This window comes from Paractinoplanes tereljensis (assembly GCF_016862435.1).
GTDB classification, from domain to species: Bacteria; Actinomycetota; Actinomycetes; order Mycobacteriales; family Micromonosporaceae; genus Actinoplanes; species Actinoplanes tereljensis.
In genome coordinates, this window is sequence record NZ_BOMY01000035.1 from 1 (window position 1) to 23,292 (window position 23,292).

Genomic DNA, 23,292 nt, shown 5'->3' on the forward strand with positions numbered 1-23,292 from the left:
CCGCATCCGGGCGCCGGCCTCGTCGATCAGGTCGATCGCCTTGTCCGGCAGGAACCGGTCCGAGATGTACCGGTCGGCCAGCGTCGCCGCCGCGACCAGGGCCGCGTCGGTGATGCTGATCCGGTGGTGCGCCTCGTAACGGTCACGCAGACCCTTGAGGATCTCGATGGTGTGCGCCAGCGACGGCTCGGCCACCTGGATCGGCTGGAAGCGGCGTTCCAGCGCCTTGTCCTTCTCGACGAACTTGCGGTACTCGTCGAGGGTCGTCGCGCCGATCAGCTGCAGCTCACCCCGGGCCAGCATGGGCTTGAGGATCGAGGCCGCGTCGATCGCACCCTCGGCCGCGCCCGCACCCACCAGGGTGTGGATCTCGTCGATGAACAGGATGATGTCGCCGCGCGTGCCGACCTCCTTGAGCACCTTCTTCAGGCGCTCCTCGAAGTCACCGCGGTACCGCGAGCCGGCGACCAGCGACCCCATGTCCAGGGTGTAGAGCTGCTTGTCCTTCAGCGTCTCGGGGACCTCGCCCTTGACGATGGCCTGGGCCAGGCCCTCCACCGCGGCGGTCTTGCCGACGCCCGGCTCGCCGGTCAGCACCGGGTTGTTCTTCATCCGGCGGGACAGCACCTGCATGACCCGCTCGATTTCCTTCTCCCGGCCGATCACCGGGTCGAGCTTGCCCTCCCGGGCGGACTGGGTGAGGTTCGTGCCGAACTGGTCGAGAATCGTCGACGTCGACGGCGCGGTCGGCTCGCCCGGCGCGACCGGCTCCTTGCCCTCGTAACCGGAGAGCAGCTGATTGACCTGCTGGCGGACCCGGTTGAGGTCGGCGCCGAGCTTGACCAGCACCTGGGCGGCGACGCCCTCGCCCTCACGGATCAGCCCGAGCAGGATGTGCTCCGTGCCGATGTAGTTGTGCCCGAGCTGCAGCGCCTCGCGCAGCGACAGCTCCAGCACCTTCTTGGCCCGCGGCGTGAACGGGATGTGCCCGCTCGGCGCCTGCTGACCCTGGCCGATGATCTCCTCGACCTGCTGCCGGACCCCTTCGAGCGAGATGCCCAGGCTCTCCAGAGCCTTGGCGGCAACACCCTCGCCCTCGTGGATCAGGCCGAGCAGAATGTGCTCGGTCCCGATGTAGTTGTGGTTGAGCATCCGGGCCTCTTCCTGGGCCAGGACGACAACGCGACGGGCACGGTCGGTGAACCGCTCGAACACGGAAATCACGTCCTCGCGGCGAAGCCCCACGCCCCTCGCCCAAGGAAACGCACGCGGACGCGCGGAAGTGGACAAGTGTCGCGTGCGCTGAGTCGGAGCCTCTTGGCGTTGACGCTCGGCCCGCGTGGGGGGCCTCGCTACGCTCGTGCAGGCGCGCTGCCCTCTGACCCTACCGCGACTCCGACCTACGATGAGCGAGGGAGGACCACGATGAGCGGAACCGAAGGCCGACGACCCGTACCCGATCGCGCCCGTAAACGCGCGATCCGAGCCCTGGCGGCCGAGCTCGGCGTAGCCTATTCGGTCGCTGCGCGCCTGCTCACGGCCCAGACCCCGGCGCCGGCCGAGCCGCCGCGGCCCGGTTTCCCGATCGGCGGCGACGAGCACCGGGCCTGGATGTTCGCTGCGCGCGAACATCGCACCTTCAACGCCCGGGTGCGGGACACCCGGCTGGCCGCCGAGCTTCCGCTCGGCCGCGCGGCCCATCTGGCCACGCGGTTCCCGCCGCTTCGCGCCACCGCCGGGATCGGTCCGCTCTATCACGGCGAAGGCCGCGAAACTGCCCTAGCCATGCTGTACGCCGTGGTAGCCCACGAATCACCACATCTGCTCCCCCCTACCGACGAACTCACCTGGGCCGCCGAACTCGGTGAGGAAACCGCCGTCGACATCGCCTGCGCCGCGGTCGACCGGGCCGCCCGGCGACTGCTCGACCTCGACCGCTGGCAACTGTGGGTCCGGGTGGAGGCCGCCCTCACCGCCGGCGAGGCCGAACGCGACCGGAAGGTCCGCGACCCGGCCATCACACTCGGCCGGGAACTGCGGTCGACCAGCCTGCGCAGCTCGCTCGACGGCACCCGGCAGATCCTCGACGCCCTCCTGGTCGAACCGCACCACTGCCACCCACCGGGCGAACGGGTGCGCGTCGGCGGCCGCCCCGGCACCGTGGTCGGCGCCGAGTGGGAGCAGGCCGGCCCACCCACCGCCTACCGGGTGCGCTTGGACGCCGAATCGGCCATCCGCACCGTGCCCCTCAACGCGCTGGCCGCCGAATCGGACGCCGAACTGGAGCCGCTCTCCAGCTAGGGAGGGCCGAATCTGCGAATGGCGCGACAGTGCGGTGCCGGCCGTCTCGCCGGCCGGTCGCCGCCAGTTGGTCCGGATGATGAATGGCCCGGCTGATTCGACTCCCGGCCGATTGCCGTCACCGTCGGCCGTCGCCGTCGTCACCGGTGATCTCCTCACCATCCGGCTGACCGGCGAGATCGACCTGGCGACCGCCACGCCACTGGGTGACCGGCTGCAGAACATGGTCGCGACCAGCCCGGCCCGCCATGTCGTGGTCGACCTCGCCGGGGTGGACTTCTGCGACGCCGCCGGAGTCCGGACGCTGGTGTCCCTGGCCACCACGGCCACCGGCCACGGCGGTTCCTTCCGCCTGCACGGGGCCCGCCCGCACATCGTGTGGCTGCTCACCACACTCCAGGCGGCCCACCTCCTCGCCGCGGCCTAGTCTCGCGGGGAGCGGGGAGCGGGAAAGGGGTGGGCGGATGGATCCACGGCTTCGCGGAGCGGTCGACGCGAGTGTGGGCTGGTACGAAGATCTCTGCACCCTGCACGGCGTCGGGTCGGTGCTGGTCGACGGACTCTGGAGCGCGCTCGGCACGCCCCCGCCGCTGCACTCGGACGCGGTGGTCGTCGAGCCGGCCGTGACCGCCGATCAGGTCCTCGCCCGCCTCGAGGGCCGCGATCGCGGCGGGGTGAAGGACAGCTTCGCGACCATGGATCTGTCCGGCGACGGCCTGGGGCTGCTGTTCTCGGCCACCTGGATCCACCGCCCGGCCGCGCCGCCCGGCATGCCGGCCGGGTGGGCCGCCGTGACCAGCCCCGCGGAGCTCTTCGCCTGGACCGGCCGGCACGACACCCGGGACGTGCTGTTGCCGCCATTGCTGCAGCGCGCGCACTTCCGCATCCTGGCCCGGTACGCCGACGATCGGATCGTGGCCGGCGCGGTCGCCCGGCTCGGCAGCGGCACCGTCGACCTGTCGAACGTCTACGCCGTACCCGGGCATGGGGTTGATTGGGCCGAGTTGGCCGCGGTGGCCGGCGCGTTCTTCCCCGGCCGGCCGCTCGTCGGTTACGAACGTGGGGAGGCGCTAGCCGCCGCCCTGGCCGGCGGGTTCGCACCGGTCGGCGACCTGCGGGTCTGGGTCCGGCCGGCGGTCACGGCTCCCTGACGTCGTCGTAGCCCTCTTTCCGCAGGCCGGAGCGGTAGGCGCGGTTCATCACCGGGCGCAGCAACCGGGTGAGTCCGGGAATCGCCGCCATCGCCCGCATCAGGACGGCCGGTGGACCGCTGGTGGCGAGGGCGAGATGCTTCCCCGCTATCGCGAGCAGGTCCGGGGCCGTGGCGCGGTCCAGGTGCGTGCCGGGATCCCACAGCCGCGCGCCGGTCACCGCCTCGTTGCCGATCATCTCGGCCTGCTCGACGTCGATGAGCAGGGCCGCGTGCGGCGGCATCCCGCGCAGCGCCATGGTTTCCAGCAGGTCGGGATCGGTGGTGATCGCGCCGCGGCCGCGGACGTGCAGCACCTCGTCGCGTCCGGGGAGCAGCGCGGCGAACGAGAGCCGGTCGTCCTGCAGCAGGTTGTGCAGGGTGTCGGCGCGCCGGTTGCCCTTCCGGTCCGGGATGACGATCGTGCGGTCGCCCACCATCCGGGCCACCGTCGAGCGGTCACCGCGCGGGCTGGTGTCGCTTCCACCGGACGCGTCCCAGCTGGACAGCGCGAGGAACGGCGACGCCGCCAGGAACTCGGCGATCCCGGTGGGCGAAGCGGGCGGGGCCGGTGGCTTCCAGAGGCGGGACCGGAGGATGGCTTGGGCGCAATGGACGTACGCCTCCTGGATCTTGATGGTTGTCTGTTGGCCTTTTCGGGTGGTCACCGTGCCGTTGACGCGCAGGAGTTCGCCGACGCCGGGCAGAAGGAAGAAGAACGAGACCGGGCCGTACGGGGTGGCGGGCTCGGTGAGGTCGAACGAGATTCGCGTGGGTGAATGGACGCGGACGAACCCCGGGACCCCGCCGATGAAGGTCGTCCGGCTGGTGCCGGCGGCGTCCCGATAACCGAAGGCCGCGAGCGGGCTGAGGGCGAGGATGGCGCGGCAGCCCTCGTCCAGCGCGCTGACCTGCTTCAGCATGATCATCGGTGCCGGCCGGCCGACCAGAGCCTCGATCATCGGACTTCTACTTTCGCTGCTCACACCACTATTGTGAGCAATAGCTCAGTTCTCTGGCTACTCGCTTTTCGCGCCTTCGAGGAGGGTCCCGGATGCCGCCGGCCGACCGCCGTCTTCAGCCACGTCGCAGCCCTCGCCAGGTCCGCGCCGAGCTCACCCGCGAGCGCATACTCACCGCGGCTGCTCACGTTTTCGCCGAACACGGCTACGCCGCCGGCACCACCAACCGCATCGCCGAGCGGGCGCGGATCTCGATCGGTTCGCTGTATCAGTACTTCCCGAACAAGGACGCCATCCTGGCCAAGCTGCTGGTCCAGCACATCGACCGCGGCACCTGGACGGCCGCCGACGGGCTGGACCTCTCCCCCGGCACCCTGGAGGCCACGGTGCGGGCGCTGGTCCGCGACGCCATCGACAACCACAGCGACGACCCGCAGCTGCTCCGCATCATGATCGAGCAGGCCCCGGTGTCGGCCGAACTGATCGAGACGATCGACCGGCACGGCGAGATGCGCACCGCCCAGGTGCGCGACGTCCTGGCCCGGCACCCGGACGTCCAGGTGCGCGACCTGGCCACCGCCGCCGAACTGATCATGTTCACCGTGGAGATGAACATCCACAAGCTGATGGCCGCCCCGCGCACCATCCCGATCGAGACCGTCGAGAGCGAGCTTGTCGACATGCTCACCCGCTATCTGCGCGGCGATCGGTAGCGGCCGCGCTTTACCTATGGCCCATCATGGGCGGCATGGCCATCACTCCGTTCGGCATTGCCTATGACCACGTCTCGGGGGCCGGCGGCACGCCGGTCGTGCTGGTGCACGCCGGGGTTGCCGATCGGCGGATGTGGGAGCCGCAATGGGCGGCGATCGGCCGGGAGCGCGACGCCGTGCGGCTCGACCTGCGGGGCTTCGGCGAGTCGGCGGCGCGGCCGGACGGAACGCTCTCGCACGTCGACGACGTCCTCGCCACGCTCGCCCACCTCGGCATCGACCGATGCCACCTGGTCGCCTCGTCGATGGGGGCCGGCGTCGCCGCCGAGGTCGCCCTGACCGCGCCGCAGCTGGTGCGGTCGCTGCTGCTCGCCCCGCCGGGCGGCAGCCTGCTCGCCGAGCTGACCGACGACCTCAAGGCCTTCTTCGACGCCGAGCGCAGCGCCCTGGCCGCCGGCGACCTCGAGGCCGCCGTCGAGGCCAACATCAAAACCTGGGTGATCGGTCCGGGCCGAGATCCGGCCGAGGTCAACCCCCAATTCCAAGATGCCGTACGCCGGATGCAGCGCCGAGCCTTCGAGATCAACGACACCTGGGCGGACGTCGACGAGGCCGAACTCGACCCACCGGCGCTGGAGCGGCTGGCCGATCTCAAGGTGCCGACCCTGATCCTGATCGGCGGCCACGACCTCGCCACCACCCACGACTCCGCCGACCGGTTGAGCGCGGGCCTGGCCGAGGTCCGCCGGGTCGACTGGCCGGACGTAGCCCACCTCCCGTCCCTGGAACAGCCGGAAAGATTCCTGACCCTGCTCCGCGAATGGCTTGATAGCGTCGGAGATCGCAGTGACGCTTCTCAATCCCTCGGGGGGCTCGGATGGCAATCCGCAGACGGACAGCAGCGGCCGCCGCAGCGCTGATCACGCTGGCGACTCTCGCGATAGGCGGCCCGGCCGAGGCCGCCGGCCCGCCGCCGGGTGTCACCCACGAGCAGAACCCACGCGTACCAGAGGGTGCGGTGTGGACGGAGGCCTACTTCCCGTCCGCCGACCACAGTGGAGTCGAGCTGCACGCCGACGTCCTCCGCCCGGCCGGCCTGCCGGCCCACGCCCGTACCCCGGTGATCCTGGCCGTCGGCCCCTACTTCGGCCACGCGGGCCAGACCGGGCCGGAGGGCTGGGCCCAGACCGGCCCGTCCAGCCGGTTCGCCGACTTCACCAGCGGCACCGGCCTGTTCGCCCGCGGCTACACCTACGTCATGGTCGACCTGCGCGGCTTCGGCGGAAGCACCGGCTGCCTCGACTGGGTCGGCCCGGGTGAGCAGGCCGACGTCAAGGCCGCGATCCAGTGGGTGGCGACCCGCCCGTGGTCGACCGGCAGGGTCGGCATGTACGGCAAGTCGTACGACGCCGTGACCGGCCTGGTCGGCAACAACCTCCGCCTGGGCGCGCTGAAGGCGGTGGTGGCCCAGGAGCCGGTCTGGAACATGTACAACTACCTGTTCAGCAACGCCGTCCCCCGGCCCAACGTGACCGGCACCCCGAACGCCTACAACAGCATCGCCACGATGGCGGCCCTGCCCGACGACAGCGCCCGCTACACGGCAAATGCCACCTACGAGACGGCCCACCCCGAGTGCCTCACCGACAACCTGACGAACAACAACAATCCGGACCTCGACTCGTCCTACTGGCGCGCCCGCAACCTCGCCGCGCAGGCCCGGGGCACCAGCACCCCGCTGTTCGTCACCCAGGGCTTCATCGAGAACAACACCAAGCCCGAGGACGCCGAGGAATACCTGGACAACCACCACGGCGTGGAGCGTGGCTGGCTGGGCCAGTGGGAGCACGTCCGCGGCAACGAGACCAACGGCCAGGGCCAGTTGCTGCAGGGCCGCGCCGGCTTCTTCGACGAGGTCATGCGCTTCTACGACCACTATCTCAAGGGCATCCGCCCGCAGGTGCAGGACCCGGCCTTCGCGATCGAGGACAACACCGCCGCGTGGCGCGCACAGTCGAGCTGGCCCACCCCGTCTTACAAAACCAGGGCAAATCTTTCCGGCGGAGCGTACGTCGATGACGGCGTCGCCTCGGCACTGGCAGCCCCGGCCGACCAGCCGTGGGACATGGAGCACTACACCGACCCGGTGACCCTGCCGGCCGGTCAGAGCTTCGCGGACGACACCCACAGCTACTTCAGCTGGTCGACGCCGACCACGTCAGCCATCCGGATCACCGCCACACCGCGGCTCACGCTGCACGCCAGTGCGCCCGGCAACGTGCTGGTCCGCCTGTGGGACGTCGCTCCGGGCGGGACCGCGGTGATGTTCGACGAGAACGTCTCGCTGATCGAGCAGGCCGGCCGGGTTGCGTTCGACCTGAAGTCCACCGACTGGACCATCGCCGAAGGCCACCAGCTCGGCGTACAGATCGGGACGATCGGCAGCGGCAGCTGGCGGGACACCCCGACCGGCAACACGATCACGGTGACCCGGGCGCGGCTCGATCTCGCGCTGCAGAACCCCCGGTTCGACGTGCCGACCCAGGGCGGCCGGTCCCCGTTCCTGGACACCTATCTCCGGCAGTACACCCGGACGCTCACCGGCGTCGGTACGGGCACCTTCTCGCTCTCCCCACAAAAAGATCGATAGCGGAGGTAACCTTTCCGGCCTCAGCCACGTCATCTTCAATGCGGCCATCGATGACGCCGGACCCCTCGATTGCGAGTGCCATGATTGAGCGACGCAAGGTAATCCTCGGGACGCTGGGCGTCGCCGCCGCGGCGGCGACCGTCGGTGGTTCCGCGCCGAGCTCGGCAAGCGCCGAAACCAAGACGGGCGCCGACCTGGACGAGAAGGCCAGCGCGCCGATCGTGCCGGTCCGGCTGAGCGTGACCCCGGGCAGCGGGTCCAGGACGGTGTCCCCGTCGACCCCGATCGTCGTCACCGTGCGCGACGGCGCCCTGCAGACGGTCGCCGTCACCAGCGGCACGACGCACATCTCCGGTTCGGTGCAGGACGACGGGTCCTGGCGGTCCACCGGAAAGCTGGCCTACGGCAAGACGTACCAGGTGGTGGTGACCGCGACCGACAGTGCGGGCACGGCCACCGAGGAGAAGTCCAGCTTCACCACGGTGAAACCGCAACACCTCATCGAGACGACCTTCCGGGCCAACGCGATGAGCTCGCTGAAGAAGGGCCAGGCGTACGGCGCGGGCCAGCCGGTGATCATCGCGTTCAGCCGCGCCGTCAACAAGAAGGCCGCCGAGAAGGCCATCGAGATCACCACCTCGCCCGCCATCGAGGGCAAGTTCTACTGGAAAGACGGCAAGACCGTGCACTGGCGCCCGGCGAAGTACTGGGCCGGCGGCACCTCGATCACGGTCGACGTCAACCTGTTCGGCGTCCGGCTCGGCAACGGCGTCTACGGCGAGAAAAATGCGTCGACCCGGTTCACCATCGGCCGTCAGCTGATCGCGATCACCGACAACAAGACCCACCTCACCAAGGTCTACATCAACGGCAAACTCGTTCGTACGATGAAGTCCAGTCTCGGTAAGGGCGGCTCGACCACCGGCGCGAACGGCGAGCACATCAGTTACTGGACGACCGGTGGCCCGCACGTGGTGCTGTCCAAGGAGCGCGTGCACAGCATGAGCTCGGCCAGTTACGGCATCACCGACCCGAACGACCCGAACTACTACGGGGCCGAGGACATCGAGTACTGCACCCGGATCACCTACTCCGGCGAGTTCCTGCACGCGGCCCCTTGGAACCACTCCCTGGGCCGGGCCAACCTGTCGCACGGCTGCGTCAACCTGAGCGTGTCCGACGCCAAGTGGGTCTACGAGAACTTCCTGCTCGGCGACGTCGTCGACGTCACCAACAGCCCGCGGAAGCTGCAGATCTGGAACGGCCTCGGCGACTGGACCGTGGCGTTCGACAAGTACGGCGCCTGACCGGTCAGCTCGCCGGGACCTGCTGCTTGGCCCATTCGGCCACCCGGCGGGCGCTCTCCTCTTCGGACAGGTCCTCGACCCGGGTCATGACCGACCAGCGCACCCCGAACGGGTCCCGGATGCTGGCGAACCGGTCGCCGGACACGAACGACGTCGGTGCCTCCCGGATGGTCGCGCCGGCCGCCTCGGCCGCGGCGACCACGGCGTCGACATCCGGGCAGTACAGCCCGATCGAGTAACAGTCCTGGTCCCCCTCGGGCGGCGCGATCAGGCCGTAGTCGGGCTGGGGCGCGCCGAGCTGCAGCAGCCCGTTGCCGAAGTCGAGCACGGCGTGCGCCACCACGTCACCGAACTCGGTCACGTCGACCACCCGGGCCCCGAAGATCTTCACGTAGAAGTCGATCGCGGCGCGGGCCTCCGGGATGGCCAGGAAGGGCGTCAGGGAGGTGGCGCCGTGCGGGGTGCCGTTCGTGGTGTACTGGCCGTCAGCGGCGCGGTTCGTCTCAGTCATAGGTCAGGATCGTAGGTATGCCCAGCCCCGAGCGGCTTGAAGATTCGCGACAGGAATCCCCCCGGGGTGTTCTCTACCCGGCTCGGCTGCCCACCCTCGACCGGCTCCCGGCCCCCGAACCGGTCGCGCAGTTGGTGCGGTGGTTCTGGATTCCCGAGTGGCAGATCCAGCCGGGTCGCACCTCCCGGCAGCACGTGATCGCCTATCCGGCCTGCAACCTGGTGGTCGAGTCGGGCGGGGTCGGCCTGGCCGGACCGACGACCCGCCGCTCGTACCGCGATCTCACCGGAACCGGTTGGGCGGTCGGGGCCCTGCTGCGCCCCGCCGCGGTACCCCACTTCGCCCCGGATCCCGCGAGCCTGCGGGACGCGTACACGGGCATGGATTTTCCGATTTTGTTCGAAATGGTGTCTCGGGCTATGACCGGGCCCGGCGATCGGCACCGGCTGGCCGTCGAGGCCTTCAGCACCTGGCTGGCCGGCGAGGTTCCGGCGCCGGATCAGGAGGCGCTGGCGGCCAACGCGATGGTCGAGGCGATCGAAGCGGATCCGGGGATCCGCAGGGTTCAGGACGCGACCGTACGGCTGAATGTCTCGGCCCGGTCCCTGCAGCGGCTGGCTTCGAAGTTTGTGGGTTTGCCGCCGTTGATGTTGATCCGCCGGCGTCGCCTGCAGGAGGCCGCCGAGCGCCTGCGCACCGAACCGGACACCGCGCTGGCCACCGTCGCCGCCGACCTGGGTTACAGCGACCACGCCCACCTGGCCAACGAGTTCCGGTCGGTCCTCGGACTGACCCTGAGCACCTACCGCGAGCTGGCCACGCCGCCGAATCGTTCGGCGAACCGCGCGGTGAACAGGTCGGCACCCTTGCGCTGATAGACCACCTCGGCGGTGGCCGCGGCGACCCCGTCCGGCGTCGGGAGCTGGCCGACTCCCCCGCGCGTGCCGAGCGGAAGCAGGATCCTCCGATCCGGCGTCGAGAGGTGCACGGCGGCCGGCCGGTCGCCGGCCAGCTGGGCCTGGATGTTCCGCACCACCACCTCGGCCTGCACCATCGCGTAGGACGCCATCCTGGGATCGGGCAGGGCGGTGATGTCGCCGATCGCGTAGACGTGGTCGTAGCCGTTGACATTCATGCGCTCGGTAACCGGAACCGTCGCCTGCTCGGTAAGTGGCGTGAGATGCCCGTCCGCCAGGTAGTCGGTGTTGATCCGGACCCCGAACGCACGGAACCGGATGTCCGCGACGATCTCCTCGCCCGGGTCTGTGGTGCCCAGTCGCAGTTCGACGCCCAGTTCGGCCAGCTGGCGGTGCAGGTCGGCCCGCACCTCCGGGAGAAAGCCGGGCAGGAGCTGATCCCCCCGGTCGACGATCACCACGTGCTTGCCGGGCCAGACCTCCTTGATCTCGCCGGCCAGCTCCAGGCCGACCGGGCCGGCGCCGACGATCAGCACGCGGCCGGCCGCGGCCAGCTCCCGATGCGTATCCCGGAGATCGGCCAGTTGCTCGGCGATGCTTGTCGACGCGGGGTTCGGCTTGGCCGGGTACGAATAGCCGGAACCGGTGGCCAGCACCAGGTAATCGGCCTCGATCCGCTCCCCCGAACCGAGCGTCACGCCCTTCGGATCCACCGAGACGGCCCGGTCGCGAATCACCCGCCCGCGTTCAAGCAGAGTCTCGTACGAGAAGAAGGCGTTGTGCGCCCAGTCCGGCCGGGTCAGCGCCCGCAGCGATGCCGCGGCGTTGACGAAGCCTTCGCGAGGGTCGATCAGCGTCACGTTCGCCGCGGAGTCCAGCGCCTTGGCGACCATCGTCCCGCCGTAGCCCCCACCGATTACCGCCACCGTGCTCATGTTTGCCTCCGCCGGAATGAGTTGACGCGTCAACTCTAGGCCTCCCGGTACGATTCCGCCATGACGCTGGAACCCGAGGAGTGGGAGCTCTGGAACAGCTGGATGCAGGCGCAGCGCCTACTCACCCGTGAGCTGGACCGCCGCCTGCAACAGGACTACGGCATCTCCAAGGCCGAGTTCAGCGTCCTCGTCTCGCTGCACCGGGCCCCCGGCGGCCGGATGCGCGTCGGTGAGCTGGCCGAGTCGCTCGACTGGGAGAAGAGCCGCGTCGCCCACCTGCTCACCCGGATGGAAACCCGCGAGCTCGTGGAGCGAACCGAGACCGGGGCGGGCGGCCGCCGCACCGGCATCGGCCTGACCGCCAAGGGCCGCGCCGCCGCCGACAACGCGATCCTGGGCCACGCGGACAACATCCGCCGATACTTCTTCGAGCCGCTCACGCCCCCGCAGGCCGCCGCCATCCAGGCGTGGAGTCAGCAGATGATCTCCAGCACCAGCGCGCGGTGATCGGAGACCTCCGGGCCGGCCAGGATCTCGAAGTGCTCGACCGCCGCGACGTCGGAGACCAGTAGGTAACTGGCGTGCCGCACCGCCTTCGGATAGTGCGACGTGCGGGTGTCGGCGGTGCCGACCAGGTCGGTCAGGCCTGCCTCGGCCAGTACGCCGAACGTCTCACTGCCGGGCAACAGGTTGAAGTCGCCGCACAGCACCACCAGGTCGCGCGGCCCGCGAATCCGGCGCACCAGCGCGGCCAGCCGCTCGGCCTGCGCGCGCCGTTCGGGGGTGTCCGCCTTGCCGTGCGAGTCGCGCAGCCCGTGCACCTGCACCACCCACACCGACCGGCCGCTGTCCCGGTCGACCGTCTGGACCGCGAGGGCGATCCGGGGACGGCCGGTGGCCGGCCACTCGACGTGGTCGGCGAACTCGCCGTGCACGAAGCCGGAGTCGACCCCGACGATCGGCAGGCCCTCCCCGACCAGGGTGGCCAGCCCGAAGTCCTGCCGGTAGCGGCGGCCCGCGTCGTCGTGCACCGGGCCGGAATCGCTGGTCACGAAGATCGCCTGATGCCGCGGCAGCGCGCCGCGCACGTCGTCGAAGAGGTCGGCCCGCTGGGGCAGGCTCCGCTCGGCATCGGCGAAGCGCGTCCAGCCGCCCAGCCCCGGGGTCCGGGTCACCTCCTGCAGGCAGGCGATGTCGGCTCCGCTGTCCGGCAGCCACTTGAGCAGGTCGTCGGCCAGGGCCCCACCCCAGGCATTGACACTCACGATCCGCATCAGTCGTCGGCCAGCCGGATCGCGAGTTCGATCTGCCACCGGGTCTTCATCCGTTCCGTCCGGGGATCGGTGAGGTAGGCCTCGTACCGGCAGCCGAATCGGTCACCGGCCGGATCCGCCACACAGTCCAGGGCCAGATCCTGCTGCCGGACCCAGTCGATCAGGGCGCCGTTGGCCGGGCGGCCGTGACCGGTATAGGTCAGGGTGGCGTACCGGCCGGCCGGCAGCACCGCGGCTTTCACCCGCTCGTCGCCCTCGACCGGCCCGTCGGTGAGCACGCCCACCTCGACGTCCATCGGACCGTCCATGTCCACGACGTGCAGCCGGAAGAACGTGCGGCCGGTAGCGATCTCGTGGTCGTCGAGCCAGCCGTACAGCTCCTTCATCAGCCGATCGCGCACCGCGAACATCCCCTTGAACGGGGTGATCGTCCGCAGGCCGGCGTAGTGCCGGTCGGCGATGGCGACGACGGCCGGGCCGTCGATGATTTCCATCAGACCACCCTAGGGGTCCCGCCTCCGGCCCTCCGCCCCATTGATCTATGTCGATGCCGTTCGTCGCACGAGGTCTACCGCCCGGCGCAGTGGCCAGGTAAGCGCTTGCCTGTCGATTTTTCCGGAGCACACGCTGAGGATCCGTCCCCCCGGCTTTTGGGAGCAATCATGCACAGACTGCTCGTCCTCGCCCTCGCCATCCCCCTGGCGCTGGCGGCCCCGGCCGCCGCCTCCGCCGCGCCCGGCTGCAGCGTCCGGGTCGACCCGGCGGCCGCCGTCGCCGCCGCGGCCACCACCAACGTCTGGATGGCCGGCGACTCCACGATGGCCAATCCCAGCTCCAGCTCCACCTGTCCGGTCGGCTGGGCCACCGAGTTCGACGGCCAGTTCCACACCAACATCGTGGTGAACAACCTGGCCGTTTCCGGTCGCAGCATCCAGACCTGGCTCTACGAGAGCGGCGTGACGTCGACCAAGAACTCGGCCGGCGAGTGCACCCTCAGCTCGACCACCCCGTCGACCAACTGGCAGAAGACGCTCGACGGCATGAAGGCCGGCGACTACCTGTTCATCCAGTTCGGCATCAACGACGGCGACACCGCCTGCCCCCGGCACGTCGGCAGCGCCCGTTACCAGCAGCTGCTGACCATGATGGCGCAGACCGCGCAAGCCCGCGGCGCCTTCCCGGTGCTGGTCACCCCGGTCGCGGCGATCGCCTGCTCGGGCAGCACCGCGACGCTGAACCGCGGTTTCTACCCGGAGACCTTCGCGGCCGGCACCGCCACCGGTGCCCCGGTCATCGACCTGCGGACGCTCAGCGTCAACTACTACAACTCGCTGGGGCTTTGCCCCAACAACGGCGATTACACCGCCGGGCTGGTGGGTCAGTTCTTCTGCAACGACCACACCCACTTCGAGGCGTACGGCGCCCGCCGGATCATGCGGCTGGTCACCGGTGCCCTGAAGACGCAGAACATCGCGCTCGCCGGTTCGCTGCTCTCTTAGCTTTAGCTTTACCGCAAATCGAAGCGCTTCGATTGACACACAGTTAAACCCGTAGCAACACTCTTCGGCAGGTGCGGATCGGAGCCACCGCCGGTTCCCGCGCCTGTGACCGGACGAGAGGAACATCATGAGATCCATCGCAAGGAAGGCCGGGCTGGCGTTCGCTGCCGCCGCCCTGACCTTCACCGGAGTCGCATACGGCGTCACGAGGTCGGCCGCCGCCGAAGTCGTGGCCCAGCTGACCGCTCCTCAGCTGGTTGCCGACATGGGCGCCGGCTGGAATCTGGGCAACCAACTGGAGGCCAACAACAACGGAGTCCCCAGCGAGACGGCGTGGGGCAACCCGGTCGTCACGCAGGCCCTCATCGACCGGGTGAAGGCGTCGGGCTTCAAGACGATCCGCATCCCGGTCTCCTACCTGGGCAACATCGGCGCCGCCCCCAGTTACACGGTCAACTCCGCCTGGCTGACCCGCATCGCCGAGGTAGTCAACTACGCCTACAGCCAGGGCCTGTACGTGCTGATCAACATGCACGGCGACGGCTACAAGTCGATCACCGGCTCCTGGCTGATCTGCGACGCCGCCGACCAGACCACGATCAAGGACAAGTACCAGAAGGTCTGGCAACAGGTAGCGACGAAGTTCCAGAGCTACAACGAGCACGTCGTCTTCGAGTCGATGAACGAGGAGTTCGACGGCCAATACGGCAACCCGACCTCGGCGTGTTACTCGAACATCAACGCCTACAACCAGATCTTCATCGACACCGTACGCAAGACCGGCGGCACCAACGCATCACGGTGGCTGCTGATCCCGGGTTGGAACACCAACATCGAGTACACGGCGGGCAACTACGGCTTCGTCATGCCCACCGACACGAACCGCTCCAGCTCGATCCCCAGCGCCGAGCAGCGAATCATGATCTCCGTCCACTACTACGACCCGTGGGACTTCGCGGGCCAGGAGGACGGCACCATCACCCAGTGGGGTGCCGCCGCGACAAATGCGGCCAAAAAGTCGACCTGGGGCCAGGAGGACTACATGGACACCATGCTGAAGAAGATGTACGACGCCTTCGTCGTACGCGGATACCCGGTCTTCGTGGGTGAGTACGGCTCGATCGACAAGACGGCCTACGACTCGACGAACAACACGTACCGGGTGAACTACGCGAAGGCCCTGGTGGCCACCGCCAAGAAGTACGGCGCAGCCACCGCCTACTGGGACAACGGCTACAACGGCCAGCACGGCTTCGGCCTGTTCAACCGCACCAACGCCACGGTGACCCAGCAGGCCTTGATCACCGCCATCATCACCGCGGCCGGCAGCACAACTCCCACCACCACGCCGACCACCACCCCCACCACGACGCCGACGACAACGCCGACCACGGCCCCGACGACGGCTCCCACCACCGCGCCGACGACGGCCCCCGGCGGCACCGGCGCCTGCCGGGTCACCAACGCGGTGAACGCGTGGAACACCGGCCTGACCAACAGCATCACCATCACCAACACCGGCACCACCGCGATAAACGGCTGGTCCCTGGCCTTCACCCTGGCCACCGGCCAGACGATCGTCTCGGGTTGGAGCGCCACCTACTCCCCCACCAGCGGCACGGTGACCGCGACAAACGCCAGCTACAACGGCTCGCTGGCCGCCGGAGCGTCAGCCTCCATCGGCTACCAGGCCAACCACACCGGCAACGCCGCCGCCCCCACCGGTTTCAAACTGAACGGCACCACCTGCAGCTGACCCGAAACGCGACGGGCCGGACCGATTGGGGCGCCGGCCCGTCGTGGCGTCAGGCCGACGTGCGGAACGGGGCTACGGTCGCGCGGATCAGGTCGGCCGCACCCCAGTCGTTGTCGAACTGGGCCAGGACCGCGAGGTGCTGGCGCAGCTGGATGATGGGCATGCGGGACTGCCAGCCGCTGTCCAGCGCGGTCAGCTCCGCGTAGACCTGGAAGAACCGGTGCGCCTCGGGTGGGGGTGCGGTGGTCCACACGTGCGCGAGGTCTACTTCGGCCCACATGTAGGACACCGCCGGATCGATCAGCGCGGGCCGGCCGTCCGGGGTGGCCAGGAGGTTCTGGGTCCACAGGTCGCCGTGGGTCAGACAGGCCGGGCGGGTCGGCAGCAGCTCGGGCAGCCGGTGACACAGCCGCTCCAGCGCCGCACGATCGGCAGCGTCGAGTGCGGCCTCGACGCGGGGCTCCCCCAGCCAGCGCAGCAGACGGTGCTCCGCGAAGAAGGAGTAGCCGTCGTCGTTCCAGGTGTTGATCTGCCGGCGGCGGCCCAGCCAGTTGTCCCGGTGCCAGCCGAAGCGCGGGTGGACCGTGCTGGTGTGCAGGTGGGCGAGCGCGTGGGCGAACCGCTCCCAGAAGGCCTCGCTGCCCGGTCTCGGCCGCAGCGCCGACAACACGAGCAGTTCCGGGTTGGCCAGGAGCACGTCCGGGGTCGCCATGCCGTTCGCGCGCAGGGCGGCCAGTCCCTCCGCCTCCGCGGCGAAGACGTCATCGCTCGGCGCGTCGGCAAATGCTTTGACGAACACCGGTGGCGCGTCCGGCCGGGTGGCCATGCCGGCGAGCGCCGCGAGCCCACCGGTCACCGGCTCCACCGCGACGACGTCCCGCATCCCGGCCCGGTGCAGGCGCTCGAGCAGGAACGCCGCCGACTCCATCGGCCCAGCCTATCGGGCGCCGGACGCTGATAGCGTCGGCCACTATGAGGGTCGCGGTGATCGGTGGAGGGGTAGTCGGCCTGTCGGCGACCGTCGCGCTGCTGAAGCAGGGAGTCGACGCCCGTTGCTACGAACCCGGCGACCCGATGGGCGAGCGTTCCATCGGCGACACCCGGATCTTCCGGCTGGCCCACGCCTACCCCGACATGGTGCAGCTGGCCGGCCAGTCGCGCGCGCTGTTCGCCGACTGGAGCGAGCAGGCCGGCACCCCGCTCATCGACGAGGTAGGCACGGTGGTCAGCGGCGCCGACGTCGCGACCTGGGCAAACGCGATGGCCACGGCCGGCGCGGCCCACGAGGTGGTGGAGCCAGGTTCCGCGCGGCTGCGCCTGCCCGCCCGTACCTTCATCGGTCCGGCTTTGATCGACCCGGCCGGCGGGATCATCCGGGTCGACCGGATCCGCACATTCCTGGTCGAAGCGGTCGGCGACCATCTCCGGCAGACACGAGTGGATGCCATCGAAGAGACCGGCCCGGGGGTACGGGTCAGGTCCGGCCCCGATGCGGACACCTTCGACGCCGTCCTGATCTGCGCGGGCGCCGGCACCTCCGCACTGGCCGCCGGCGCCGGCATCGAGATCCCGTCAGCGCTGGAGCACCACCTGCGTGTCAGCTTCCCGATCCGCCCAGAGGCCCCGACCCCACTGCAGTGCTGGATCACCGAGCCGGCCGACGGAGTGCTGGGCACCTACCAGCACTTGGCCGCACCGGGCCGCTGGGCGGTAGGCGGGGACATAGATCCGACCCAGGTGACCTGGGAGGGTGGGCGCCAGGCGGCCGAGCAGGCGTCCCTGGCAGCCCTGACCGCCTACGCCACCGAACACCTGCCGTTCGTAGACCCAACCCCAACCGACCAGGTGTATTGCACACACGACCCAGACCTGGGCGACGGCCTACAGTTCGCCCGCCAGGGCCAGGTCCTAGCCACATACGGCGAGAACTTGATGAAGTTCGCCCCACTGCTGGCCAAAACCCTGACCCACGCCTGCCTCAACGGTTCCACCCCCGCCAACGCCGGCCCCACCGCCGAATGATCGACAGCATCCTCGCCGAGATGGCGGAACCAGGCCACCTCAGGCGGCGATATCTTCTCTCCAGGGTGGCTTCCGGAACTGGGGGCTTTTGCCCGGAAAAAAAGATCCCTTTTCGGTACGCGCCGGACCACTCCCGTGGCACTCGGTCCCGCTGAGCGGGACTCACCCTCCGCGCGCCCGCCCCGGGCGGTCCCGGCCCAAGACCCCAACCCCCCACCCTGCCGAGCAGGACCAACACCAACCTGTTCGACAGTTTGCTCTGCGTACCTATACGCGCTGCTCTGCGCACCTCGGGTAAACGCCAGGCGGGCCGTTCCAGACGCTGGGGAGTTTGCGTTTTTTGCCCATTTCGAGCGGGCCGGTTCCGCATCGAGGTCTTCCCGGCCTCACTCCGGCTCGCAGATGTTGAAGACTTACCGCTCGGAGCTAACGGGAGCTCCGCAAGATCGCGCAGACTCTCGCCCGATGCCGTAGATATGTCCGGCATATCATTTCTTTCTGGCGAGCGATGCCTGGCGCTCTGGCGGCACTGCCCACGAGGCGGGACCGAACCTCCACGATGCGGGACACCGGCCCAGGACCCGCGAGCGGCGACCGTCATGCGGGAGTCGCCGGCTGGGCGGCGGCGCTGGCGTTGCCGACGCCCGATTTCCGGGGTGTCGGCCGGCCTGGGACGGGCCTGAACTCGCGCGCTTACCGGAGGTAAGCAGAGCAGCGCGTATTGGTGCGCAAAGCAAAGCCCCCGCGGGGTGAGTGGTCGGTTGCGCGAGAGGCGCTGCACGCGCCGGTGTTGCAGGCTGGTCGCGCGGTGGCGGCGGTCGGGGGTAGTTGCGGTTGTCGACGGTGTCGCCCGTACCGGAAAGGGTTTGTTTTGAGGGACCTTGATCCTGAAATGTGTCTGGATCCGGGGTCAGCCCTTTACTGCGCCGGCGGTTAGGCCTTCGGTCAGGAAGCGCTGGCCTAACGCGTACATGATTACCACCGGGATGCTTACCAGTAGGGACGCTGCGGCCAGTTGGCCCTGGGGGACCACGTCGCCGGCGATCATTGACTGCATTCCTACCGGGAGGGTTTTGTACTCGTCCTTCGTGATGAAGACGAAAGCGAAGAGGAACTCGTTCCAGGCGTTGGTCAGGGTGAACAGCGCTACTGCCAGCAGGCCGGGCTTGGCCAAGGGCAGCACTATCCGGCCGAACGCCTGGACTCGGGTGCAGCCGTCCACCAGCGCGGCCTCTTCCAGCTCGATCGGGATCGATGCGAAGTAGCCGGACAGCAGCCAGGTGGCAAAGGGAAGTGTGAAGGTGGGGTAGGTCAGCACCAGTGACCACAGCGAGTCGGTCAGCCGCACCCCGATCAGCAGTTGGTACAGGGGGATGAACAGCAGCGCGCCCGGCATCACGTAGGTGAGCAGCACCGTGACGGTGAAGCCCTGCGCCCCGCGGAACCGCAACCGAGCCAGGGCATAGCCGGCCAGGACGGCGCAGGCCAAGGCCACCAGGGTGGACGCCGCGGACACCAGCACCGTGTTGAGGTACCAGCGGCCGAACGGCTGGTTGGTGAACAACGCCCCGAACTGCTCCAGCGTCCACGGCGTCGGCCACAGGTCGTGTTCGCGGGTGACGACCTGGCCCTCGGATTTGAAGGCCGTGACGGCGATCCAGTACAGCGGGCCCAGCACGAAGGCCAGCAGTCCGGCCAGCGCGACCCCGGACCCGAGGCCCGACACCCGGGACGACGCACGGCGGCCGCCCCGAACCTGCAGCGACGACACCACCCGGCCGACCGCCGCCGCGATCAGCAGGATCACCGCGAGGATCACTGCCGCCTTCCAGAAGATGTGCGGTGACGCCCAGGCGAGCAGACCGGTGAAGGCCGCGGAGAGAACCCAGGGCAGCGCCTTGCGCGCCGGTCCGGGCCGGCCTTCGAACCGGGGGACGGCATCCTGGCGTAGCAGGCGGACCAGGAAGAACACCCCGGCGGCGATGATCGGCAGCATGACCAGCGTGACCGCCGCCCCGGCGCCGTACTGCAGCTGCAGAATCGCCTTCGAATAGGCGACCAGCACGTACGGCGTGGTCACGTCGCCGGGACCACCCTGGGTCAGCAGCCAGATGAGGTCGAAGTTGTTGAACGTCCAGATCGAGGACAGGGTCACCGTCACCGTGATGACGTGCCGCAGTCCGGGCAGTGTCACGTGCACGAACCGCTGCCAGGCCGAGGCCCCGTCGATGGTCGCCGCCTCGTACTGGTCGGCGGGGATGGCCTTGAGCCCGGCCAGGAAGCAGATGGTGAAGAACGGCACCCCCTTCCACACGTTGACCAGGATCACCGACGGCATGGCCAGCGACGCGTCGGACAGCCAGCCGGCCGGCCAGCTGTCGACCAGATGCAGATCGGCCAGCAGCGGTCCGATCCCGGACGAAGTGAGCAGGCTGTTGACGCTGCCGAAGATCGGGTCGAGCAGCGCGCGCCAGCTGAACGCCGTCACCACCGTCGGCACCACCCACGGCACCAGGAGAAGGCCGGTCACCAGCGCCCGCCCCCGGCGGAGGCGGTGCAGCAGCAGAGCCGCGGCCAAACCCAGAACAACCTTGAAGATCTCGGCGTACGCCGTGAAGACGAACGAATTCACGACACCGGTACGGAACTGGCCGTCGCCGGCGAGTGCGGCGTAGTTGGCCAGTCCGACGAACACGTTGTCCGCCCCGTGCCGCTCGGTCGTGCTGGTGACGACCGAGCGGGCGATCGGCACCAGCACCAGCGCGCCGACCAGCACGGCGGTGGGCGCCAGGAACAGCGCCGCCAGCCGCCAGTCCCGGCCGAGCAGCCGCTGGACCGGGGTCAGGGAGCCGGGCCCCGGCGGCGAGGGAGCGTTCGCCACCGGGGCCGGCGCTGGGCTGACCGTCCTCACTGCGGGAGCCCCTGCTGGGCGAAGATCTGCACCATCTTCGCGTGCGCGCCCTTCACCGCCTGGGCCGGCGCGGCGCCCTGGACGACCTGCTGCATCATGTCGGTCAGTACGTAGGCGGCGACGACCGCCTGCTGGCCGGCGCTGGCCTTCTGCGGGAAGGTCAGGCCGTTCTTGGTGGACAGCGGCAGCGTCTGCTGGGACATGGTGCGCACCATGCCGAACGCCGGGTCACCGCCGGTGAAGTACGGATCGGCGTCCCAGACCTTCTCCCAGGCCGGCATCACCAGGCCGGGTGCCTCCTTGGACACCCCGACCAGCGCGGGCGCACTGACCAGGTACTGCGCCAGCAGCTTGGCGAGCTCCGGGTTCTTGGCCCCCTTGAAGACCACGAACCCCTGGGACTGGCCGAGAAGCAACGACTTGTCGGTGGCCGGGCCGACGCAGTCGGAGAAGACGTGCGTGTTGCCGTACACCGGATTCTTCTTGGTCTTGGAATCGGCGTAGATGCTGAAGCTGTTGCGGGTGTAACCGAGGACCCCGGCCAGCCAGTTCTCGTTGTTGCTGGTGTCGGTCCAGCTGGCCACGCCCGGTGGCAGCATCGATTTGTACTTGGGGTTGGTGTAGATGTCGCCGAGGAAGGTCACCGCCTGCACCGTCTCGGGCGAGTCGAAGGTGACCTTCTTGCCGTCGTTGGTGGCGATCGACCCGCCGTACGAGTTGATCAGCGCCTCGATCATCCCGTTGCCGTCGCCGGAGCGGTTGACCGTCATGCCCCACCCGAACCGGCGCTTGCCCGGGTCGGAGATCGACAGGCACAGGTCCCGCAGTTCCTCCCAGGTGTAGACGTCCTTGGGGGTGATGCCCTTCTCCTGCATCCAGTCCTTGCGCAGGAACGAACCGATCCCGATGAAGTGGTACGGGATGGCGACCCACTTGCCGTCGAAGACGCAGAAGTTCTTCGCCTCGGCGCAGGGCTCGCCGTACTTGGCCGACAGCGCCGTGACGACGTCGGTGACGTCCTCCAGGTCGCCCAGCGCGTGGAACTGGGCGACGAACCGCGAGTCGGTCATGAACGCCAGGTCCCGGGCGACGCCACCCTTGACCTCGGCGTCGATCTTGGCCACCACGTCACCGGCGTCGGCCTGGACCAGGCTGTTCTCGATCTTCGTACCGGTGGCGTCGGCGAATTTCTTGATCGAACTGTCGAGTGCTTCGTTGGCGGCCGTCGAATACAGCTTCTGCGACAGCACGCCCATCGCGGAGCCCTTCAACGACGCGGCGCCGTCGATCAGCTCCTTCGGGACTTCCGCCTGCACCTTGGGCGACGAGTCGGAGGTGTCCCCGCATGCGGCCAGACCGGCCGCTCCGAGCACCCCCACCCCCATCCCCAGAAAGTCGCGGCGGGACCAGAACGGGCTTTCCTTCATAGCCAGTCGCTCCGTTCGAAATTTCGAACCAAGGTTCGATATATCGTATGGGGTGGACGCGACGCTATGGGACGACCGTGAGAGGTGTCAATGTTTCGATGCGATTTCCGGTTACCGGGGCGTAGCGACGAACCCCATCCGGGCGGACAGCGTGGCGGCGCCCTCGCGGACCAGCCCGGCCCATTCCTCGTGCCCCGCCGGGGTCCAGCGGATGATCGGCGCGGACAGGCTCATGGCCGCGACGGTCGCCCCGGAGTGGTCGCGGACCGCCGCGGCGACGCAGCGCATGGCGGTGTCGGACTCGCCGTTGTCGACCGCGACGCCCTCGGCCCGTACGCGTTCGAGGTGCTCCCGCAGCCGGTCCGGGTCGGTGATGCTGTCCGCCGTCATGCCCGCCAACGCGCCGCCGGCCAGCACCGCGTTCAGGGCCGGCCGGTCGAGGCCGGCCAGCAGCACCTTGCCGACCGCCGTGCAGTGCGCCGGCAACCGCAGCCCGACCCCGGAGACCATCCGGACCGGGTGGGTGCTGTCGACCTTGACCAGGTAGACGACGTCGGCGCCGTCCAGCACGGCCACGTGCACCGCCTCGTTGCACGCGGCGGCGACGTCCCGCGCGACGCTCTGCGCCTCGCGCACCAGGTCGAGCCGGCCGGCGAACGCCGAGCCGAGCTGGAACAGCGGCAGCCCGAGCCGGTACTCCACCGGCTGCCCCGGGACGGAGATCAGGTACGAGCGGGCCACCAGCGTGACGAGCAGTTCGTGGACGGTGGTCCGGGGCAGGGCCAGCCGTTCGGCCACGTCTCGGGCCGAGAGCTGGGAACGATCCAGAAACAGTTCGAGGATGTCTAGTGCGCGGATGACCGCCGGTACCACTCGGGGCATGACGAAGAGGGTAACTCGCCACGGGAATGGTTACAT

General features: G+C 69.3%; 22 protein-coding genes. 12 read left to right on the forward strand and 10 right to left on the reverse strand.

Going from position 1 to position 23,292, the window contains the following annotated elements; translation table 11 throughout:
* The coding region (locus tag Ate02nite_RS27115; RefSeq protein WP_203810469.1) for a Clp protease N-terminal domain-containing protein at positions 1-1,215 on the reverse strand (1,215 nt) is incomplete at its 3' end.
* 210 nt (positions 1,216-1,425) lie between these two features.
* Here Ate02nite_RS27115 and Ate02nite_RS27120 point away from each other — a divergent pair.
* The 3 genes from Ate02nite_RS27120 (at position 1,426) to Ate02nite_RS27130 (ending at position 3,452) form a co-directional block, all read left to right on the forward strand.
* Positions 1,426-2,301 carry a hypothetical protein gene (locus Ate02nite_RS27120; RefSeq protein ID WP_203810471.1) on the forward strand — a complete coding sequence of 292 codons (876 nt, stop codon included), beginning with the start codon at positions 1,426-1,428 and terminating at the stop codon, positions 2,299-2,301.
* A 112-nt stretch (positions 2,302-2,413) separates the two neighbouring features.
* Entirely contained in the window at positions 2,414-2,728 is a 315-nt protein-coding gene (locus Ate02nite_RS27125) for an STAS domain-containing protein (RefSeq protein WP_203810473.1), read from the forward strand.
* Between the two features lie 37 nt (positions 2,729-2,765).
* Positions 2,766-3,452: a hypothetical protein gene (locus tag Ate02nite_RS27130; RefSeq protein ID WP_203810475.1), complete on the forward strand. Its 687-nt coding sequence runs from the start codon at positions 2,766-2,768 to the stop codon at positions 3,450-3,452.
* On the opposite strand, the gene Ate02nite_RS27135 is transcribed toward Ate02nite_RS27130, so the two are convergent.
* Positions 3,439-4,452 carry a pyridoxamine 5'-phosphate oxidase family protein gene (locus Ate02nite_RS27135; RefSeq protein ID WP_203810477.1) on the reverse strand — a complete coding sequence of 338 codons (1,014 nt, stop codon included), beginning with the start codon at positions 4,450-4,452 and terminating at the stop codon, positions 3,439-3,441. The two genes, Ate02nite_RS27130 and Ate02nite_RS27135, sit on opposite strands and share 14 nt — an antisense overlap.
* Before the next feature lie 92 nt (positions 4,453-4,544).
* Between Ate02nite_RS27135 and Ate02nite_RS27140 the strand changes: the two genes are divergently transcribed.
* The 4 genes from Ate02nite_RS27140 (at position 4,545) to Ate02nite_RS27155 (ending at position 9,122) form a co-directional block, all read left to right on the forward strand.
* Positions 4,545-5,165 (forward strand): TetR/AcrR family transcriptional regulator, encoded by a 621-nt coding sequence (locus Ate02nite_RS27140; RefSeq protein WP_203810479.1) that lies wholly within the window; start codon positions 4,545-4,547, stop codon positions 5,163-5,165.
* Positions 5,166-5,200: 35 nt separating this feature from the next.
* The gene (locus Ate02nite_RS27145; RefSeq protein WP_203810481.1) at positions 5,201-6,085 is read left to right on the forward strand and encodes an alpha/beta fold hydrolase; all 885 of its coding nucleotides are present in this window, start codon (positions 5,201-5,203) and stop codon (positions 6,083-6,085) included.
* Entirely contained in the window at positions 6,043-7,815 is a 1,773-nt protein-coding gene (locus Ate02nite_RS27150) for a CocE/NonD family hydrolase (protein ID WP_203810483.1), read from the forward strand. The genes Ate02nite_RS27145 and Ate02nite_RS27150 overlap by 43 nt, the downstream gene beginning before the upstream one ends.
* An 80-nt stretch (positions 7,816-7,895) precedes the next feature.
* Positions 7,896-9,122: a L,D-transpeptidase gene (locus Ate02nite_RS27155; RefSeq protein ID WP_203810485.1), complete on the forward strand. Its 1,227-nt coding sequence runs from the start codon at positions 7,896-7,898 to the stop codon at positions 9,120-9,122.
* Between the two features lie 4 nt (positions 9,123-9,126).
* Here Ate02nite_RS27155 and Ate02nite_RS27160 read toward each other — a convergent pair whose 3' ends face one another.
* Positions 9,127-9,633, reverse strand: a complete 507-nt coding sequence (locus Ate02nite_RS27160; protein ID WP_203810487.1) for a VOC family protein — start codon at positions 9,631-9,633, stop codon at positions 9,127-9,129.
* A 17-nt stretch (positions 9,634-9,650) separates the two neighbouring features.
* Here Ate02nite_RS27160 and Ate02nite_RS27165 point away from each other — a divergent pair, with 17 nt between their 5' ends.
* Entirely contained in the window at positions 9,651-10,508 is an 858-nt protein-coding gene (locus tag Ate02nite_RS27165; protein WP_203810489.1) for an AraC family transcriptional regulator, read from the forward strand.
* Here Ate02nite_RS27165 and Ate02nite_RS27170 read toward each other — a convergent pair.
* The gene (locus Ate02nite_RS27170) at positions 10,436-11,485 is read right to left on the reverse strand and encodes an NAD(P)/FAD-dependent oxidoreductase (RefSeq protein WP_203810491.1); all 1,050 of its coding nucleotides are present in this window, start codon (positions 11,483-11,485) and stop codon (positions 10,436-10,438) included. The two genes, Ate02nite_RS27165 and Ate02nite_RS27170, sit on opposite strands and share 73 nt — an antisense overlap.
* A gap of 60 nt (positions 11,486-11,545) precedes the next feature.
* Here Ate02nite_RS27170 and Ate02nite_RS27175 point away from each other — a divergent pair, with 60 nt between their 5' ends.
* The gene (locus tag Ate02nite_RS27175) at positions 11,546-11,992 is read left to right on the forward strand and encodes a MarR family winged helix-turn-helix transcriptional regulator (RefSeq protein WP_203810493.1); all 447 of its coding nucleotides are present in this window, start codon (positions 11,546-11,548) and stop codon (positions 11,990-11,992) included.
* Here the strand turns inward: Ate02nite_RS27175 and Ate02nite_RS27180 are convergent.
* Positions 11,959-12,759: an endonuclease/exonuclease/phosphatase family protein gene (locus Ate02nite_RS27180; protein WP_203810495.1), complete on the reverse strand. Its 801-nt coding sequence runs from the start codon at positions 12,757-12,759 to the stop codon at positions 11,959-11,961. The genes Ate02nite_RS27175 and Ate02nite_RS27180 overlap by 34 nt on opposite strands.
* Positions 12,759-13,253: a GyrI-like domain-containing protein gene (locus Ate02nite_RS27185; protein ID WP_203810497.1), complete on the reverse strand. Its 495-nt coding sequence runs from the start codon at positions 13,251-13,253 to the stop codon at positions 12,759-12,761. Before Ate02nite_RS27185 ends, Ate02nite_RS27180 begins: the two co-directional genes overlap by 1 nt.
* A 168-nt stretch (positions 13,254-13,421) precedes the next feature.
* Here Ate02nite_RS27185 and Ate02nite_RS27190 point away from each other — a divergent pair, with 168 nt between their 5' ends.
* Both Ate02nite_RS27190 and Ate02nite_RS27195 read left to right on the forward strand, forming a co-directional pair.
* Positions 13,422-14,258, forward strand: coding sequence for an SGNH/GDSL hydrolase family protein (locus Ate02nite_RS27190; protein ID WP_203810499.1), 837 nt, complete (start codon positions 13,422-13,424; stop codon positions 14,256-14,258).
* 127 nt (positions 14,259-14,385) lie between these two features.
* A complete protein-coding gene (locus tag Ate02nite_RS27195; RefSeq protein WP_203810501.1) occupies positions 14,386-16,014 on the forward strand; it encodes a cellulase family glycosylhydrolase in 1,629 nt (542 codons plus the stop codon).
* A 49-nt stretch (positions 16,015-16,063) separates the two neighbouring features.
* Here the strand turns inward: Ate02nite_RS27195 and Ate02nite_RS27200 are convergent, their stop codons facing one another.
* Positions 16,064-16,942 carry a fructosamine kinase family protein gene (locus tag Ate02nite_RS27200; protein WP_203810503.1) on the reverse strand — a complete coding sequence of 293 codons (879 nt, stop codon included), beginning with the start codon at positions 16,940-16,942 and terminating at the stop codon, positions 16,064-16,066.
* Between the two features lie 44 nt (positions 16,943-16,986).
* Between Ate02nite_RS27200 and Ate02nite_RS27205 the strand changes: the two genes are divergently transcribed.
* Positions 16,987-18,036, forward strand: coding sequence for an FAD-dependent oxidoreductase (locus Ate02nite_RS27205; protein WP_203810505.1), 1,050 nt, complete (start codon positions 16,987-16,989; stop codon positions 18,034-18,036).
* Positions 18,037-18,946: 910 nt separating this feature from the next.
* Here Ate02nite_RS27205 and Ate02nite_RS27210 read toward each other — a convergent pair.
* From Ate02nite_RS27210 to Ate02nite_RS27220, 3 genes are all read right to left on the reverse strand, one after another.
* Positions 18,947-20,917 (reverse strand): ABC transporter permease, encoded by a 1,971-nt coding sequence (locus Ate02nite_RS27210; RefSeq protein ID WP_239147720.1) that lies wholly within the window; start codon positions 20,915-20,917, stop codon positions 18,947-18,949.
* Between the two features lie 26 nt (positions 20,918-20,943).
* Positions 20,944-22,374 carry an extracellular solute-binding protein gene (locus tag Ate02nite_RS27215; RefSeq protein WP_203810509.1) on the reverse strand — a complete coding sequence of 477 codons (1,431 nt, stop codon included), beginning with the start codon at positions 22,372-22,374 and terminating at the stop codon, positions 20,944-20,946.
* A 111-nt stretch (positions 22,375-22,485) separates the two neighbouring features.
* Positions 22,486-23,256: an IclR family transcriptional regulator gene (locus tag Ate02nite_RS27220; RefSeq protein ID WP_203810511.1), complete on the reverse strand. Its 771-nt coding sequence runs from the start codon at positions 23,254-23,256 to the stop codon at positions 22,486-22,488.
* Between the last annotated feature and the right edge of the window lie 36 nt (positions 23,257-23,292).

Excerpts from the sequence above, each read along its gene's own strand:
- Ate02nite_RS27150 (WP_203810483.1), top strand. The coding sequence starts at position 6,043 with ATGGCAATCCGCAGACGGACAGCAGCGGCCGCCGCAGCGCTGATCACG.
- Ate02nite_RS27205 (WP_203810505.1), top strand. The coding sequence starts at position 16,987 with ATGAGGGTCGCGGTGATCGGTGGAGGGGTAGTCGGCCTGTCGGCGACC.
- Ate02nite_RS27185 (WP_203810497.1), bottom strand. The coding sequence starts at position 13,253 with ATGGAAATCATCGACGGCCCGGCCGTCGTCGCCATCGCCGACCGGCAC.
- Ate02nite_RS27200 (WP_203810503.1), bottom strand. The coding sequence starts at position 16,942 with ATGGAGTCGGCGGCGTTCCTGCTCGAGCGCCTGCACCGGGCCGGGATG.
- Ate02nite_RS27220 (WP_203810511.1), bottom strand. The coding sequence starts at position 23,256 with ATGCCCCGAGTGGTACCGGCGGTCATCCGCGCACTAGACATCCTCGAA.
- Ate02nite_RS27190 (WP_203810499.1), top strand. The coding sequence starts at position 13,422 with ATGCACAGACTGCTCGTCCTCGCCCTCGCCATCCCCCTGGCGCTGGCG.
- Ate02nite_RS27130 (WP_203810475.1), top strand. The coding sequence starts at position 2,766 with ATGGATCCACGGCTTCGCGGAGCGGTCGACGCGAGTGTGGGCTGGTAC.
- Ate02nite_RS27165 (WP_203810489.1), top strand. The coding sequence starts at position 9,651 with ATGCCCAGCCCCGAGCGGCTTGAAGATTCGCGACAGGAATCCCCCCGG.
- Ate02nite_RS27120 (WP_203810471.1), top strand. The coding sequence starts at position 1,426 with ATGAGCGGAACCGAAGGCCGACGACCCGTACCCGATCGCGCCCGTAAA.
- Ate02nite_RS27195 (WP_203810501.1), top strand. The coding sequence starts at position 14,386 with ATGAGATCCATCGCAAGGAAGGCCGGGCTGGCGTTCGCTGCCGCCGCC.
- Ate02nite_RS27160 (WP_203810487.1), bottom strand. The coding sequence starts at position 9,633 with ATGACTGAGACGAACCGCGCCGCTGACGGCCAGTACACCACGAACGGC.
- Ate02nite_RS27175 (WP_203810493.1), top strand. The coding sequence starts at position 11,546 with ATGACGCTGGAACCCGAGGAGTGGGAGCTCTGGAACAGCTGGATGCAG.
- Ate02nite_RS27155 (WP_203810485.1), top strand. The coding sequence starts at position 7,896 with ATGATTGAGCGACGCAAGGTAATCCTCGGGACGCTGGGCGTCGCCGCC.
- Ate02nite_RS27170 (WP_203810491.1), bottom strand. The coding sequence starts at position 11,485 with ATGAGCACGGTGGCGGTAATCGGTGGGGGCTACGGCGGGACGATGGTC.
- Ate02nite_RS27140 (WP_203810479.1), top strand. The coding sequence starts at position 4,545 with ATGCCGCCGGCCGACCGCCGTCTTCAGCCACGTCGCAGCCCTCGCCAG.
- Ate02nite_RS27180 (WP_203810495.1), bottom strand. The coding sequence starts at position 12,759 with ATGCGGATCGTGAGTGTCAATGCCTGGGGTGGGGCCCTGGCCGACGAC.
- Ate02nite_RS27145 (WP_203810481.1), top strand. The coding sequence starts at position 5,201 with ATGGCCATCACTCCGTTCGGCATTGCCTATGACCACGTCTCGGGGGCC.
- Ate02nite_RS27135 (WP_203810477.1), bottom strand. The coding sequence starts at position 4,452 with ATGATCGAGGCTCTGGTCGGCCGGCCGGCACCGATGATCATGCTGAAG.
- Ate02nite_RS27215 (WP_203810509.1), bottom strand. The coding sequence starts at position 22,374 with ATGAAGGAAAGCCCGTTCTGGTCCCGCCGCGACTTTCTGGGGATGGGG.